The following is a 14,697-nucleotide window of genomic DNA, read 5'->3' as shown; positions in this document are numbered from 1 at the left end:
GATTAATTTAAATATGAAAGGAGTTGAATAATTGAACTATATTATAGAATACGTAAATAAGATAGAATCAGGAGAAATAGTTACTAGTAAGCGTGTAGCTAAGGTTTATAACGAACTAAAGGATAGGATAGAACATCCCACAGGTAGATATATCTTTGATGAGGAATCAGCATTGAGACCAATTAAATTCATTGAATCGTTTTGCAGGCACTCTAAAGGAGATAAAGCGAGACAACTTATAGAGTTGGAGTTATTTCAAAAGGCTTATATACAGGCTTTATTTGGATTTGTGGATGCTGATACAGGATTGAGACAATATAGAGAGAGTTTATTATTAGTAGCGAGAAAGTGCGGTAAATCTACACTATTAAGTGCCATTGCCTTATATATGTTACTAGCGGATAATGAAACAGGTGCTGAGATATACTCAATTGCTACTAAACGAGAACAAGCTTATATCGTATTTGAAAGTACCTTGAATATGATTAAACAAGATCCACACTTATCAAGCGTATTAAAGAAACGGAAAACAGATATTTATTGTGATTTTAATATGAGTAAGTTTCAACCTTTATCCTCAGATAGTAATACCTTAGATGGTTTAAACAGCCATCTAGTTATCATCGATGAAGTTCATGCGATTAAAAGCAGAGGTACATATGAAGTTATGAAACAATCATTATCAAGTCGAGATCAACCACTGCTGATTATGATTAGTACAGCAGGTACGGTTAGGGAATCAATCTTTGATGATACATATGAATATGCTACTAAAGTAGCTGATGGTATATACCAAGATGAAACATTCCTTCCTATTATATATGAACTAGATGATCCAGAAGAATATTTAGATCCAGATAATTGGATGAAAGCTAATCCAGCATTAGGTACGATAAAAAAACACTCATATATTGAACAGCAATTAGACCGTGCTAAGAATAATCCAGTTGATTTACGAGGTATTTTAGTTAAGGATTTTAACGTTCGAGGAAGTGAAACAGGTACATGGTTAGACTTTTCTCAAATAAACAATGAAAAAACGTTCGATTTAAGCTCATTTCAGAACTATTATGCCATCGGTGGTATGGATCTATCCTCTAACGTCGATTTAACATGCGCTACAGTACTGATATTTAATCCAGATGACAATACTAAATACGTACATCAGCATTATTGGATTCCAGAGGATAGTAAGAAGATACGAACTGCTGAGGAAAGAAGCCTACTTGAGAAATGGGAAGAACGAGGATTGCTAACTTTCACTCAAGGGAATCTTATAAATTACTCACTGTTGACAAGATGGTTCTTAGATATAGTGAACGTCTATAACATAAACCTTCCTTATATATACTATGATAGGTACAGCGCTAGTCATCTAGTCCTTGAATTGGAACGAGAAGGCTTTAACATGGTGCCTACAGCACAAGGGGTTAAAACGCTAAGTTTACCAATGCAAACACTAGGTGCTGATCTAGCAGGGAAACGAGTGAACTATAATAATAACCCTATCTTGAAATGGTGTTTAACTAACACAGCAGTGAAGGAAGATATTAACGGTAATATCCAACCAAAGAAAACTTCTAACCCTAGCAGACGTATAGACGGTACAGCCAGTTTATTAGATGCTTACGTTGGATTATTGGAGCGTTACGAGGAGATTAAGAACCTACAGCCTAGTAACGTACAGTGAAACAACATGCTGAGGTGTTATATCAGCATAGGGATACAAGAAAAACCCATGCTGAGGTGTTACATCACCATAGAGATACAAGAAAACCCCATGCTGAGGGGTATATATCAGCATAGAGATACAAGAAACACAACTACTATATAGAAAGGATTGAACAGATGATTACCAACGATAGATTATTTAGTTTAAGACGTGAGAAGGGAAATCGTAAGGATAAAATAATTACCTTCTATGAACCAGTGAATGTTATGGATAGAGAAACAGGTCGTTTAGTTGTTAAGTGGAGAAAACTATTTGATTGCAAAGCATATGTAAGACAAGTAGGAGCTAATGAGTATATGTACGATAACATGGATATTAATTTTGAGGATAGACTATTCATGATCAACTACCGTGAAGAAGGATTAAGTACGAATAATCGTATTGTATATAAAAATAAAATGTATGAGATTAAGAAGATTGATACATTTGAGGATAACAGAAGAGATGATATTCTTATTTTAGGCAATGTATTCACTAAATAGGATAAGACTATCTATGTTATACTTTACAAACCACAATCGAATCGTGGTAATAAGGGGTTCGAAAAAGGTTCAGTAAATAGGTCGAATATCCAGAGCGCTTAGGTATTGATAGGTCAGCAGTCAGCTCACATTAGCATTTCCCAGAGCGTAATAACGGTCGCAGGTTCGAATCCTGCCTAGATCGTAAAGAAACATTGATATGACGCGGTTTGTATCGTGGCGTTCTAACTGAGAGTAAGTTATTTTATGAAAAATCCCCTAAAAGTCGCCTATTATAAGCTTGTTGTATCATGCTGAAATAGGATTATATTGTTGACTGAATAAACCTCTTACTTACTAAGGTAGGAGGTTTTTTGCTTTTTAAAATTTCAGATAGAACATCTATCTGAGAATAGTAACATTTTCCTGAAAGGTGTATAGTAGTAATTATCAAAAAAGGTAGGTGATCGGCATGGAATATAAACTCATAACTAAAGACGAAGAAGCAGCATTGAATTTACCGAATGAGCCGTTTGAATTATATGGCAAGTTAGTTGTTTCATTAAATAATAAACAATGGACTTATAAAGAAGAATTGTTCGAGCAAGTTGAAGAACAAACTTTTCCTGAAGAGAACTATATATATGAAGAGATTGTTGAAAAAGGATTTGCCATTGGAGCTTTTCAAGATTCAAAATGTGTCGCATTAGCAATCTTTGAAAATCACTGGAATAAGTATATGTACTTAGCTGATTTAAAAGTAATGAAAGCATACCGCCGATTTGGACACGGTCAAGCATTGATTAAACAGGGTCTCATAGAAGCCCAAAGTCTAGGTTATAAAGGCGTATTCACTATTGGACAAGATAATAATTTAGGCGCTTGTAAATTTTATTTAAAACAAGGTTTTGAGATTGGTGGCTTTAACAATTACGATTATGATTTTACTCAGCAAGAGGGTAAATCAGATATATATTTCTATTTAAATGAGATGAGAAATTAGAGACCTTTATTAAAATATTATCATGGAAAAAAGCTGTGTTATAATGACATATACGAAAAGAGGAGTGACACATAATGGCAAATAATTATATGACGCGTGTTTATGACAAGTTATCAAAAACTTTTGAGCATGAAACAGAATTTTTACAAGCTGTGAAAGATTTTCTTGATGCAATTGAACCAGTGATTGAAAAACATCCTGAATATGAAGATTTGGCAATACTTGAACGAATCACTGAGCCAGAAAGAATTATTTCTTTCCGTGTTCCTTGGGTAGATGACCAGGGGAAAGTTCAAGTGAATCGTGGTTACCGTGTGCAATTTAATTCCTTAAATGGACCCTATAAAGGTGGTATTCGCTTCCATCCATCAGTAAACCAAAGTATCATGAAGTTTCTTGCTTTTGAGCAAATCTTCAAAAATGATTTAACAGGTCTACCAATCGGCGGAGGTAAAGGTGGTGCTGATTTTGATCCTAAAGGGAAATCAGACAATGAAGTTATGAACTTTACTCAAAGTTTTATGACTGAATTACAAAAATACATTGGTGCGGACGAAGATGTGCCTGCTGGAGATATTGGTGTAGGTGCACGAGAAATTGGATACATGTTCGGGCAATACAAACGCTTAAACGCTAAGACTCCAGGTGTATTAACTGGGAAACCAATTCCAGCTGGGGGGAGTCAAGGACGTACTGAAGCAACGGGTTACGGATTAATTTACTTCTTATTAGAGATGTTGACTGAAGTGAATGAATCATTAGAAGGTAAACGAGTGATGATTTCTGGATCTGGGAATGTAGCTTATTTTGCTGCTAAGAAAGCCATGGAACTTGGTGGTGTAGTTGTTTCATTAAGTGACTCAGATGGGGCAATTTATGCTGAAAATGGTATCGATTTAGATACGGTAAAACAAATTAAAATTGATAACCGTGGAAGAATTAAAGAATATATTGATGCTCATTCAGATGCTGAGTATTTTGAAGGTTCACTTTGGGATCATGATATTAAAGCAGATATTGCCTTACCATGTGCAACTCAAAATGAGATTAACGAAGAACAAGCCCAACGTTTAGTTGATAATGGAATTAAATTTGTCGCTGAAGGGGCAAATATGCCAAGCCATACAAATGCAGTAAAAGTATATAAAGAAAACAAATTATACTATGGGCCTGGTAAGGCCGCTAACGCTGGTGGGGTTGCGGTATCTGCGCTTGAGATGAGTCAAAACTCTCAAAGACTAAGATGGACAACGGAAGAAGTTGACGAGAAACTTAAAGTCATCATGAAAGATATCTTCAAACAAGCATTAGATGCAAGTAATAATTACAACTTAGATCATGATTATGCTGCCGGAGCAGATATTGCGTCATTTGAAAGTATTGCTAAATTAATGATTATGAATGGTGTCGTATAATACACACGAAATAATAAGCTATTGGGTGAATTTTTCATCTGATAGCTTTTTTTATTTTCAAAAATCTCAGGGACATTTTTCATATTTCCACACTTTAAATACGACCCAACACATATCTTCAACAAAATAAAGCTATAATAATACTTAAAACGATTACACAATATAACAATAATGATTTGAATAATCGCCATTCCTAATAGTTTCTATCATCTTAAAAAAACTTTAAACTTTTATAGTTTGACAACCAAACTAATTTCATTTATTATTTGACTATCAAATAGTTTGAATATCAAACGAAGTTGATGAGAGGTGATAATGAGTGGATAATGGGACCGTTACAAAAATTAACGATTATTTGGTCCAAATATTTAATGAAGTACTATTAATTGAAGAAAATTCGCTTAGACAAAGTGAGTTTTCAGATCTAACTATTAAAGAGATGCATACTATTGAAGCAATTGGTCTTAAAGGAGATTTAAGTTCATCACAAGTAGCAGAGAAATTATCTGTCACTAAAGGTACTTTGTCTGTGTCCATACAAAATCTTGTGACAAAAGGCTATGTTGAACGGGTGCGTTTAGAAGAAGATCGTCGAGTTGTTAGACTTAAGTTGTCTAAAAAAGGAAAACTACTCTTTCGCTTGCACCGCAAATTCCATCTAGATATGGTAAGAGATACAATCGCAGGTCTAGATAAAGAAGAAGCGGAAATGTTAATTAAGGGATTAGGTAATCTACATAATTTCTTAAATGACATTAAAGAGAAATTGTAGAAAAGGAAGATGATATGAGTCGTATTATTGCTACAGGAGCGTATTTACCGGAGAAAGCTGTATCAAACACAGAATTAATCGAAGTAAATCAGTTAGACTCATCCACAGAATGGATTGAACAACGAACTGGTATAAAACAACGTTTTTTTGCAAATGATGAAGAGACAGTGGCGAGTATTGCGACAAATGCCGTAGACGATTTACTTAGTAAACTGGATGAAGATATTCGACATGACATTAAGTTGATTATAGTTGCAACAATGTCTCAAAGAGAATATACACCATCGACAGCCAATAAAGTGCAGTTAAATCTTAATTGTCACAATGCCATTAGTTTTGATATTAATGCCGCATGTAGTGGATTTGTCTATGCATTGGATATTGCTGAGAAAATGTCAAAATCATTTTCATCTGGCTACACATTAGTAATTGGTGCTGAGAAGATGAGTCAGATTTTAGATTTCAATAATCGTGGTACATCTATCTTATTCGGTGATGGCGCTGGGGCATTGTTAATTGCCAATGACGGCGAAGGCCTACCTGAATATGATAGTTGTTTGAATTCTCGTGGCGATGAAAATCTATCCATCGCAGTAGCTCCTAATGAAGAAGGAGATATTACTTTGACGATGAATGGACGCGAAGTGTTCAATTTCGTTCAAAGAACGGTTCTTCCGTCATTAGATCAATTTGTAAACGAACAAGAAACTTTAGATTATATCGTTAGTCATCAAGCGAATTTCCGCTTTATAAAGATGATGTCCAAAAAACTAAAGATGGATTTATCAAAAATACCATCGAACATAGACCGTGTTGGGAATGTATCTGCTGGAAGTATTCCAATTTTATTAAATGAAATGGTTGAAGCAAAGCAAATCAGACTAGATGGCACTCAAAGTATTGTTATGATTGGTTTTGGTGCAGGCTTAACATGGGGCGAAGTACACACAAAATTATAAAAATTATTGGAGGAAAATTTTATGTTTGAAAAAATTAAAGAAATTATCGTGGATCAATTAGGTGTAGAAGAGAATGAAGTAACCTTAAAAACTAGCTTTGAAAACGACTTAGAAGCAGATAGCTTAGATATCTTCCAAGTAATCAATGAAATCGAAGACGAATTCGATATTACAATTGATACTGACCAAGACTTAAAAACAGTTGGAGATTTAGTTAGTTACGTAGAAGGATTAGACAAATAATTTTTCTCGTTAGATAAAGGAAGGTATATATGAAGACAGCCATTACAGAATTACTAAACATTGAATATCCTATTGTTCAAGGTGCAATGGCATGGGTTGCTGATGCAGATTTAGCGAGCGCAGTATCCAATGCTGGTGGATTAGGCGTTATAGGAACAGGACATGACCCTGTTGAATTAGTTCGAGAAAAAGTTGAATTAATGAAGTCAAAAACTGACAAATCTTTTGCAGTGAATGTCATGCTTTTAAACGCAAATACCGAAGAGGTTGTTGATTACTTAATCGAATCTGGAATAAAAATCATTACAACAGGTGCAGGAAACCCTGCAAAATACATGCAAAGATTTCACGATGCAGGAATTAAAGTGATTCCAGTTGTAGCTTCAGTCGCTCTTGCACGAAGAATGGAGAAAATCGGAGCTGCCGCTGTTGTTGTTGAAGGGATGGAAGCTGGGGGACATATCGGTAAATTAACGAGTTTAGCCCTTTTAGCTCAAGTCACAGAAGTTGTAACGATTCCTGTCATTGCTGCAGGAGGATTCGGAGATGGTCGTGCTTTAGCAGCAGCTTTAATGCTAGGTGCTGACGGTATCCAAGTGGGTACACGTTTCGTTGTTGCAGATGAATCAAATGCTCATGATAACTTTAAGGACGCGATCCTTAAAGCAAGTGACATTGATACTGTTGTAACAGGTCAGATTACAGGACATCCAGTCCGAGTTCTGAGAAACCGACTAACAAAAGAATATTTACAAGTCGAGAAAGAAATCACAAGTCTTCCAGGTCAAGACTTTTCACGGTTGGAGCAAATGGCTCAAGGCGCTTTAAGAAAGGCCGTTGTGGAAGGCGATACAGTAGGTGGATCAATGATGGCTGGCCAGATTGCCGGTTTAATTAAAGAAAGACAAACTGTTAAAGAAATTATCGAAGATTATATTCAAGTAGCGAAAGAAACATATAAGGAAAAAGCAAATTATTTTGAAGCTTAATTGAAAGGGTGATTTTATGAAATTGGCTATTATATTTAATGGTCAAGGTGCACATTATGAAGGTATGGGAATGGATTTTGTCGAAGCATTTCAAGAAGCAAAAGAAATCTTCACTCAAGCAGAAGACATCACTCAATTACTGATTCAAACGTGGATCAATTCTGATATCAATCAATTGGCTTTAACAAAAAATGCTCAACCTGCAATCGTTACAACAAGCTTAGCTATTTATGAATCGATTAAAACTAAACTCCCAGCCATACAATATATGGCTGGGTTAAGTTTAGGTGAGTATAGTTCTTTAATTGCCAGTAACATATTAGAACTTGACGAAGGATTAAATTTAATCAAAAAGCGTGGAGATATTATGTCCGCGTACTGTGAACACATCGAAAAGGATGCAAGTTACCTTATGGCAGCAGTAATTAATATGCCTATCGATGAAATTAAGACACTTGTTGAAAGTATTCATACTGAAGAGACGCCTTTATATATTGCTAATTACAACTCGCCGACTCAAATTGTCGTCGCAGGCATAAAAGAAGCAGTCACTGCTTTTAGAAAAGAAGCAAAAAGTTTAGGTTATCGGAAGGTTATCCCTTTAAAAGTAGAAGGACCTTTCCATACTCCGATTATGAAAGGGATGCAAGCAGACTACGAAGAAGTACTTGCCGACACAAACTTTCAAGCAGGAACAGTTCCAGTAATTAGTAATGTAACTGTTGAGAATCATTCAACAGATCAGATTCGTACTTTATTAAGCGACCATTTGGTTAAACCAGTGAAATGGTTCCCAACGGTTCATCGCTTAAAAGAAGAGGGAATTACACATGTTATCCAAATTGGACCAGGAAATACCTTAGCTAAATTAATGGCGAAGGATGAATTGGCTCCAGAAGTTTTTGTAGTGGATAAAGTTGAAGATGTTGAAGAATTAACACAATGGTTAAGTAGTGGAGGGAAATAATGACATTAACATGTTTAATCAGCGGTAGCTCAAGAGGAATTGGACTTGGCATCGCTAAACATTTAGCAGAAGCTGGGCATCAAGTAATTTTAAATAGTCGTAAACCAATTGCTGTGGAAGTACTTCAAGAATTTGCTGACTATGAATTGGAAGTAGGTCAAGCCATCGGAGATATTAGTCATTTTGATGGAGCGAAACAACTTGTTGAGGAAGTTCGCGAAACATATGGCAGAATCGACGTTTTAATTAATAATGCGGGTATTACAAGCGATGGATTATTCCTTCGTATGACAGAAGAAGATTTTGATAACGTGATCAATACAAACTTAAAAGGAACTTTTAACTTAACAAGATTTGTATCACCGATTATGTTAAAACAAAAATCTGGGACAATTATTAATATGTCTAGTGTTGTAGGTGTAACAGGAAATCCAGGGCAAGCAAATTATGCTGCCAGTAAAGCAGGCGTAATCGGTTTAACTAAGTCTTTAGCGAAAGAGCTAGGAAGTCGATCAATCACTGTCAATGCGATAGCGCCAGGTTATATTGAAACAGATATGACTGACGCTTTGAGTGATAAAGTTAAGAAAACTATGTTAAGTCACATTCCATTAAAACGCTTTGGTCAAGTTGAAGAGATTAGTTCTGTCGTTGATTTTTTGATTACTAACCGATATATTACCGGTCAAGTCATCGAAGTTAACGGTGGATTACATATTTAAGGAGGATTCTATGAGAAGAGTCGTAATAACAGGTCTAGGAACTGTATCACCTATTGGTAATAGTGTCGATGCATTCTGGGATAGTGTATTAACAAATAAATCAGGTATTGCACCAATTGAAGGTTTTGATGCATCTGAAACAGGCGTAACTGTTGCAGGGGAAGTTAAAGGCTTTGATGCAAGAGAAGAATTAGGAAGAAAAGATAGCCAGAGAATGGACAAATTCTCACAATTTGGTGTCGCAGCAAGTAAAGAAGCTGTTGAGATGAGTGGTTATGATATTTCAAGTAATCCATTTAATGTAGGGGTAATGGTGAGTTCAGGAATTGGTGGACTACATGCTATTCAAAACGGTATTTTAAAGATGAAAGATAAAGGTCCTAAAAGAGTACCGCCTTTATTTGTTCCATTAACAATTGGGAACATGGCCGCTGGGAATATTTCAATGCAGTTTGGTGCACGTGGAATCAGTTTAGATATTGTAACAGCTTGTGCCAGTGCAACTAATGCGATAGGTGAGGCGTTTATTAAGATTCAAAATGGTTTATTAGATGCTTGTATCGCGGGTGGCGCTGAGTCAACGATTAACGAAATCGGAATCTCTGGTTTCGCGGCTTTAACTGCTTTATCTACAAATGAAGATCCAGCAAAAGCGTCTCGTCCATTTGATAAAGATCGTGATGGCTTTGTTATGGGTGAGGGTGCTGGGATTGTATTCTTAGAATCATTAGAATCAGCTCAAGCACGTAATGCAACAATTTATGGTGAAGTCGTTGGTTATGGTTCAAACTCAGATGCTTACCACATGACTGCTCCATTACCTGACGGAAGTGGTGCAGGAGAAGCGATGCTCCAAGCCATTAAGATGGCAGGTATTCAACCAGAAGATGTTGATTATATTAATGCCCATGGAACAAGTACACCAACAAATGATTCAGGTGAAACGACAGCGATTAAATATGCTTTAGGAGATTACGCACATAAAGTGCCAATTTCAAGTTCTAAAGGACATTTTGGTCATTTATTAGGTGCTGCCGGTGGTGTTGAATCAATTATGGCGGTTAAAGCATTACAAGAAGGCTTTATCCCACCAACATTAGGCTTAGAAAATTCAGACGAAGCATGTGATCTTGACTATGTACCTGGTGAAGGACGTAAACAAGACATTCAATATGCTCTATCTAACTCGCTAGGTTTTGGTGGACATAATGCGGTACTTTGCTTTAAACGTTGGGACGGTGCGTAATTTTGAATCAAGAACAATTACTATCATTAATCGATAAATTAGATCAATCTTCATTAGCTTTCTTAAACTATGAAACAGACGATGTAAAACTCGTTCTTTCAAAAGAAATGCCTAAAGAAGCCCCGGTTTACTACGGTCAACAAGAAGAAAGTAAACCAACACCAACACCAACACCGACAGTGGAGCAAGAAACAGCTCCAACTCAGATCGATGAAACGAAACCAGTAACAAACGACATCGACGTTGAGGAAGGTGTATTAATTACATCACCAATGGTTGGGGTAGTATATTTACAACCTAACCCAGATAGCGATGCTTTCGTTAAGGTTGGTGACACTGTGTCTGAAGGAGATACAGTCGTAATTATAGAAGCAATGAAATTAATGAATGAAATTCAAGCGAACCATTCAGGAACAGTTGTAGAAATTCTTGTTGAGAATGAAACTGTTGTTGAATTTGGTCAACCAATTATGAGAATTAAGTAGGAGGAAAACAATGACACTATTAACAGCAACTCAAGTAATGGAAATTATTCCAAATCGTTACCCAATTTTCTTTATCGATGCAGTGGATGAATTAATTCCGGGTGAAAAAGTTGTCGCACGTAAGAACGTGACAATTAACGAAGAAGTATTCCAAGGACACTTCCCTGGAGAACCTGTATTCCCAGGCGTTCTAATTGTAGAATCATTAGCACAAGCCGGATCAATTCCATTATTATCATTAGAAGGATTTGACGGAAAGACAGCTTACTTAGGTGGTTTAAATAAAGTTAAATTCCGTAAAAAAGTTGTTCCTGGAGATGTATTACGTCTTGAAGTTAATATTAAAAAACTAAAAAGTAATGCAGGTATCGGAATTGGTAAAGCATACGTTGGGGATAAAGTCGTATGTGAATGTGAAATGACATTCATTATAGGGGCGAAATAAGATGTTTAAAAAAGTTCTCGTGGCAAACCGTGGAGAAATCGCGGTTAGAATTATACGTGCGCTCCGCGAGATGGATATTACTTCAGTGGCTATCTTCAGTGAAGCAGATCGGAATGCCTTGCATACTGAATTAGCGGACGAAGCCATTTGTATTGGTCCAGCAAAATCATTGGATTCTTATGCAAATCCAGTCGCTGTCATCAGTGCTGCTTTAGCAACAGGTGTGGATGCGATTCACCCCGGTTACGGTTTTTTATCAGAACGTAGTGACTTTGTGACTTTATGTGAAGATGTAGGGATTGAATTCATCGGACCAAATAGTCATATTATTGATGTCATGGGACATAAACAACATGCCAGAGATACAATGCGTAAGTCTGGTATTCCAATTACTCCCGGTAGTGCTGGTTTAATTTATTCAATAGAAGAAGCCCGTGATATCGCACTTGATATTGGCTACCCATTGATGATTAAAGCTGCAGATGGTGGTGGCGGTAAAGGGATGCGCCGTGTTGAAGATGCTTCACAATTAGATTTATTATTTAATCAAGCGCAAAATGAGACGGAAGCAATATATGGGAATAAAGATTTATATATTGAGCGTATCATTGCGCCTGCAAAACATATTGAAGTTCAATTATTAGGCGATAAATACGGAAATGTTATCCATCTAGGAGAAAGAGATTGCTCATTCCAACGTAACAATCAAAAAGTTCTAGAAATCTCACCTGCGGTCAGTCTGCCTTTAGAGGTCAGAAAAAACATATGTGAAACAGCTGTAAAAGCAGCGGAAGCCATAGGCTATCAGAACGCTGGAACCATTGAGTTTTTAGTTGATAAAGACAATAACTTCTTCTTTATGGAGATGAATACTCGTTTACAAGTTGAGCATCCCGTAACCGAAATGGTAACAGGTGTAGATATTGTAAAAGAACAAATCCGTGTAGGCATGGGTGAACCATTAACGTATAAGCAAGCTGATATTCAAGTAGAAGGCTTTGCGGTTGAAGTACGTTTGAACGCAGAGAATCCAAGAGATAATTTTAGACCTTCCGCTGGTCACATTGATCAATTAATGTTTCCTTCAGGCGGTCTAGGTTTACGAGTTGAATCGGCTCTATATCCTAATTACACATTACCACCATTCTATGATTCAATGGTTGCGAAAGTAATTACGCATTCAAATACTTTAGAAGACGCTTTGAAGATAATGGAGCGTGCTTTATATGAAGTGACTGTTGAAGGTGTTGAGACAAATATCGACTTACTTGAAGCACTTGTAAGTGATGAATATATCGATTGGGACAGAGTGCATACGAAGTGGTTAGAAACCCACTATATGCCAAAATGGTTAGAAATAGAAGAAAATACTGAAGAATAAGAGGTGATGTTTTGGCTTTATTTAGGCGAAAGAAATCAATAAGAATTAATCCAATTAGTCCCGCTGAAGTAGCCACACAAAGATCATCTATTCCAGATAATATTGCAGAAAAATGTCCACATTGTAATCGAATTATATTACAAAATCAAATTACAGAAGATTACTGTTGCCCACATTGCAGTGAACATCTACATTTTCCAGCTTATGAACGTATCCAATGGTTAGTAGATGAAGGGTCATTTAAGGAATGGGATAGCGATCTAAACGCGAAGAACCCACTAGATTTTCCAGGCTATAGTGCCAAGTTAGAAAAAGCGCAAGAAAATACTCAATTGAAAGAAGCAGTCGTCACAGGCGAGGCAAGGATTGATGGTAGAGAACTAGCAATTGGTGTGATGGATAAACGATTCGTCATGGCGAGTATGGGAACAATTGTTGGGGAGAAAATTACACGACTGTTCGAACATGCGACTGAGAATAAACTTCCAGTAGTTCTGTACATTGCTTCGGGTGGAGCTAGAATGCAAGAAGGTATCTTATCCTTAATGCAGATGGCGAAAATCTCGCAAGAGGTTTCTAAGCATCAAGATGCAGGCTTATTCTATTGTAGTGTGTTGACAAATCCGACAACGGGTGGAGTCACAGCGAGTTTTGCGATGCAAGGAGACGTAACTCTTGCTGAACCGCGAGCGATCGTAGGTTTTGCTGGGAAGCGTGTGATTGAACAAACAATCAAAAGTAAATTGACGAAAGACTTTCAACAAGCTGAATGGGTATTTGATAATGGTTTTATCGATTCAATTGTACCGAGATCAAACCAGAAACAAATCATCAGCCAATTAGTCCAAGCTCATTCATATGAAGGTGGTGTGTAATTATGAGCCAAGCATATGAAAAAGTCTTAAAAGCAAGAGATTTAAAAAGAATCTCAACGATTGATATCATTGAGAATTTAACCGATTGGTTTATTGAATTACATGGGGACCGTCATATGGAAGACGATAAATCCATTATTGGCGGTATCGGTATGTATGACGGGCAACCTATAACGATTATCGGTATTCAAAAAGGCCGTACAACCCGTGAGAACATTGAACGAAACTTTGGGTCCGTCGGCCCGGCTGGTTACCGAAAAGCTATTCGCCTTGTCGAACAAGCGAATAAATTTAATCGTCCGATATTAACCTTAATTAATACAGCTGGAGCACATGCCTCACCAGAATCAGAAGAGACAGGTATTGGGGAAGCAATCGCCCAATCACTATTAACTTTTGCGAAAGTTGAAGTACCTACCTTATCGATAATTCTAGGAGAAGGCGGAAGTGGAGGAGCGTTAGCTTTAGCATTAACAGATGAAGTGTGGATGCTTGAGAATAGTGTTTACTCCATTTTATCTCCAGAAGGCTTTGCATCAATATTATGGAAGGACGCGAAACTGGCTTCTAAAGCAGCGGACGTCATGAAACTTACGGCATCTGATTTACACGAATTAAAAGTCGTAGAAAAAATCATTCCAGAGATAAATCATGGAGTTCCTTTAAATAGAGATGTCATCTTAAAACGTACTATAAATGATATTAAAGCGAAGTTTAAAGAATTAAGTCAACTAGATGTTGATACACGATTAGCCAATCGTAATAAACGATTTAGATCTTTTTAAGCGATATAATAAATAAGTGTTAGTGAAATAGTTCACCGACACTTATTTTTTTGGGTTCATGAATTTTTGATGTTGGTGGACCGAGGAGCCAGGTGACGCAGTCACCTTGGCTCTTTTTTTATGTGCGCCCGGCATGGGCGATAACTTGGTGGTGAAAGTCCACTACAGACTTGGCAGTAGGAACTGTTAGCTAAAGGCAAGGGTGTCCACCGTGAGG

At 36.8% G+C, this 14,697-nt stretch carries 16 protein-coding genes; all 16 read left to right on the top strand.

The window, feature by feature from the left end; translation table 11 throughout:
* The first annotated feature begins 31 nt into the window (after window positions 1-31).
* The 16 genes from ACEN31_RS03605 to accA all read left to right on the top strand — a co-directional run bounded on the left by ACEN31_RS03605 (window position 32) and on the right by accA (window position 14,480).
* The gene (locus ACEN31_RS03605; RefSeq protein WP_407108660.1) at window positions 32-1,690 is read left to right on the top strand and encodes a terminase large subunit; all 1,659 of its coding nucleotides are present in this window, start codon (window positions 32-34) and stop codon (window positions 1,688-1,690) included.
* Window positions 1,691-1,848: 158 nt separating this feature from the next.
* A complete protein-coding gene (locus tag ACEN31_RS03600) occupies window positions 1,849-2,214 on the top strand; it encodes a phage head closure protein (protein WP_407094416.1) in 366 nt (121 codons plus the stop codon).
* Between the two features lie 451 nt (window positions 2,215-2,665).
* Window positions 2,666-3,196 (top strand): GNAT family N-acetyltransferase, encoded by a 531-nt coding sequence (locus tag ACEN31_RS03595; protein WP_407108659.1) that lies wholly within the window; start codon window positions 2,666-2,668, stop codon window positions 3,194-3,196.
* Between the two features lie 74 nt (window positions 3,197-3,270).
* Entirely contained in the window at window positions 3,271-4,611 is a 1,341-nt protein-coding gene (gene gdhA / locus ACEN31_RS03590; protein ID WP_407108658.1) for an NADP-specific glutamate dehydrogenase, read from the top strand.
* Between the two features lie 319 nt (window positions 4,612-4,930).
* Entirely contained in the window at window positions 4,931-5,383 is a 453-nt protein-coding gene (locus ACEN31_RS03585) for a MarR family winged helix-turn-helix transcriptional regulator (RefSeq protein ID WP_407108657.1), read from the top strand.
* Between the two features lie 14 nt (window positions 5,384-5,397).
* Window positions 5,398-6,342 carry a beta-ketoacyl-ACP synthase 3 gene (locus ACEN31_RS03580; protein ID WP_407108656.1) on the top strand — a complete coding sequence of 315 codons (945 nt, stop codon included), beginning with the start codon at window positions 5,398-5,400 and terminating at the stop codon, window positions 6,340-6,342.
* Between the two features lie 21 nt (window positions 6,343-6,363).
* Window positions 6,364-6,585 (top strand): acyl carrier protein, encoded by a 222-nt coding sequence (locus tag ACEN31_RS03575; protein ID WP_407089195.1) that lies wholly within the window; start codon window positions 6,364-6,366, stop codon window positions 6,583-6,585.
* A gap of 29 nt (window positions 6,586-6,614) precedes the next feature.
* Window positions 6,615-7,574, top strand: coding sequence for a nitronate monooxygenase (locus tag ACEN31_RS03570; protein ID WP_407108655.1), 960 nt, complete (start codon window positions 6,615-6,617; stop codon window positions 7,572-7,574).
* Between the two features lie 16 nt (window positions 7,575-7,590).
* Window positions 7,591-8,541 carry an ACP S-malonyltransferase gene (locus tag ACEN31_RS03565; RefSeq protein ID WP_407108654.1) on the top strand — a complete coding sequence of 317 codons (951 nt, stop codon included), beginning with the start codon at window positions 7,591-7,593 and terminating at the stop codon, window positions 8,539-8,541.
* Window positions 8,541-9,263, top strand: coding sequence for a 3-oxoacyl-[acyl-carrier-protein] reductase (gene fabG / locus ACEN31_RS03560; RefSeq protein ID WP_407108653.1), 723 nt, complete (start codon window positions 8,541-8,543; stop codon window positions 9,261-9,263). The genes ACEN31_RS03565 and fabG overlap by 1 nt, the downstream gene beginning before the upstream one ends.
* A 10-nt stretch (window positions 9,264-9,273) precedes the next feature.
* Window positions 9,274-10,509, top strand: a complete 1,236-nt coding sequence (gene fabF / locus ACEN31_RS03555) for a beta-ketoacyl-ACP synthase II (RefSeq protein ID WP_138404061.1) — start codon at window positions 9,274-9,276, stop codon at window positions 10,507-10,509.
* A 2-nt stretch (window positions 10,510-10,511) separates the two neighbouring features.
* On the top strand, window positions 10,512-10,994 hold the full coding sequence (gene accB / locus ACEN31_RS03550) for an acetyl-CoA carboxylase biotin carboxyl carrier protein (RefSeq protein WP_407108652.1): 483 nt from the start codon (window positions 10,512-10,514) through the stop codon (window positions 10,992-10,994).
* Between the two features lie 10 nt (window positions 10,995-11,004).
* Window positions 11,005-11,439 (top strand): 3-hydroxyacyl-ACP dehydratase FabZ, encoded by a 435-nt coding sequence (gene fabZ, locus ACEN31_RS03545; protein ID WP_138404059.1) that lies wholly within the window; start codon window positions 11,005-11,007, stop codon window positions 11,437-11,439.
* A 1-nt stretch (window position 11,440) separates the two neighbouring features.
* Window positions 11,441-12,820, top strand: coding sequence for an acetyl/propionyl/methylcrotonyl-CoA carboxylase subunit alpha (locus tag ACEN31_RS03540; RefSeq protein ID WP_138404058.1), 1,380 nt, complete (start codon window positions 11,441-11,443; stop codon window positions 12,818-12,820).
* A gap of 11 nt (window positions 12,821-12,831) precedes the next feature.
* Window positions 12,832-13,695 (top strand): acetyl-CoA carboxylase, carboxyltransferase subunit beta, encoded by an 864-nt coding sequence (gene accD, locus ACEN31_RS03535; RefSeq protein WP_407108651.1) that lies wholly within the window; start codon window positions 12,832-12,834, stop codon window positions 13,693-13,695.
* Window positions 13,696-13,697: 2 nt separating this feature from the next.
* Complete coding sequence (gene accA, locus ACEN31_RS03530; RefSeq protein WP_407108650.1) at window positions 13,698-14,480, top strand: carboxyltransferase subunit alpha; 783 nt, start codon at window positions 13,698-13,700, stop codon at window positions 14,478-14,480.
* The last annotated feature ends 217 nt before the right edge of the window (window positions 14,481-14,697 follow it).

Origin of the sequence: Ruoffia sp. FAM 26255 (genome assembly GCF_045528525.1) — a bacterium.
Lineage (GTDB): Bacteria > Bacillota > Bacilli > Lactobacillales > Aerococcaceae > Ruoffia > Ruoffia tabacinasalis.
Note: the sequence above shows the minus strand (reverse complement) of the source record. Positions and strands in the feature narration are given on the sequence as shown.

Excerpts from the sequence above, each read along its gene's own strand:
- ACEN31_RS03600 (WP_407094416.1), top strand. The coding sequence starts at position 1,849 with ATGATTACCAACGATAGATTATTTAGTTTAAGACGTGAGAAGGGAAAT.
- ACEN31_RS03570 (WP_407108655.1), top strand. The coding sequence starts at position 6,615 with ATGAAGACAGCCATTACAGAATTACTAAACATTGAATATCCTATTGTT.
- fabF (WP_138404061.1), top strand. The coding sequence starts at position 9,274 with ATGAGAAGAGTCGTAATAACAGGTCTAGGAACTGTATCACCTATTGGT.
- gdhA (WP_407108658.1), top strand. The coding sequence starts at position 3,271 with ATGGCAAATAATTATATGACGCGTGTTTATGACAAGTTATCAAAAACT.
- accA (WP_407108650.1), top strand. The coding sequence starts at position 13,698 with ATGAGCCAAGCATATGAAAAAGTCTTAAAAGCAAGAGATTTAAAAAGA.
- ACEN31_RS03540 (WP_138404058.1), top strand. The coding sequence starts at position 11,441 with ATGTTTAAAAAAGTTCTCGTGGCAAACCGTGGAGAAATCGCGGTTAGA.
- ACEN31_RS03575 (WP_407089195.1), top strand. The coding sequence starts at position 6,364 with ATGTTTGAAAAAATTAAAGAAATTATCGTGGATCAATTAGGTGTAGAA.
- ACEN31_RS03595 (WP_407108659.1), top strand. The coding sequence starts at position 2,666 with ATGGAATATAAACTCATAACTAAAGACGAAGAAGCAGCATTGAATTTA.
- fabZ (WP_138404059.1), top strand. The coding sequence starts at position 11,005 with ATGACACTATTAACAGCAACTCAAGTAATGGAAATTATTCCAAATCGT.
- ACEN31_RS03565 (WP_407108654.1), top strand. The coding sequence starts at position 7,591 with ATGAAATTGGCTATTATATTTAATGGTCAAGGTGCACATTATGAAGGT.
- fabG (WP_407108653.1), top strand. The coding sequence starts at position 8,541 with ATGACATTAACATGTTTAATCAGCGGTAGCTCAAGAGGAATTGGACTT.
- ACEN31_RS03580 (WP_407108656.1), top strand. The coding sequence starts at position 5,398 with ATGAGTCGTATTATTGCTACAGGAGCGTATTTACCGGAGAAAGCTGTA.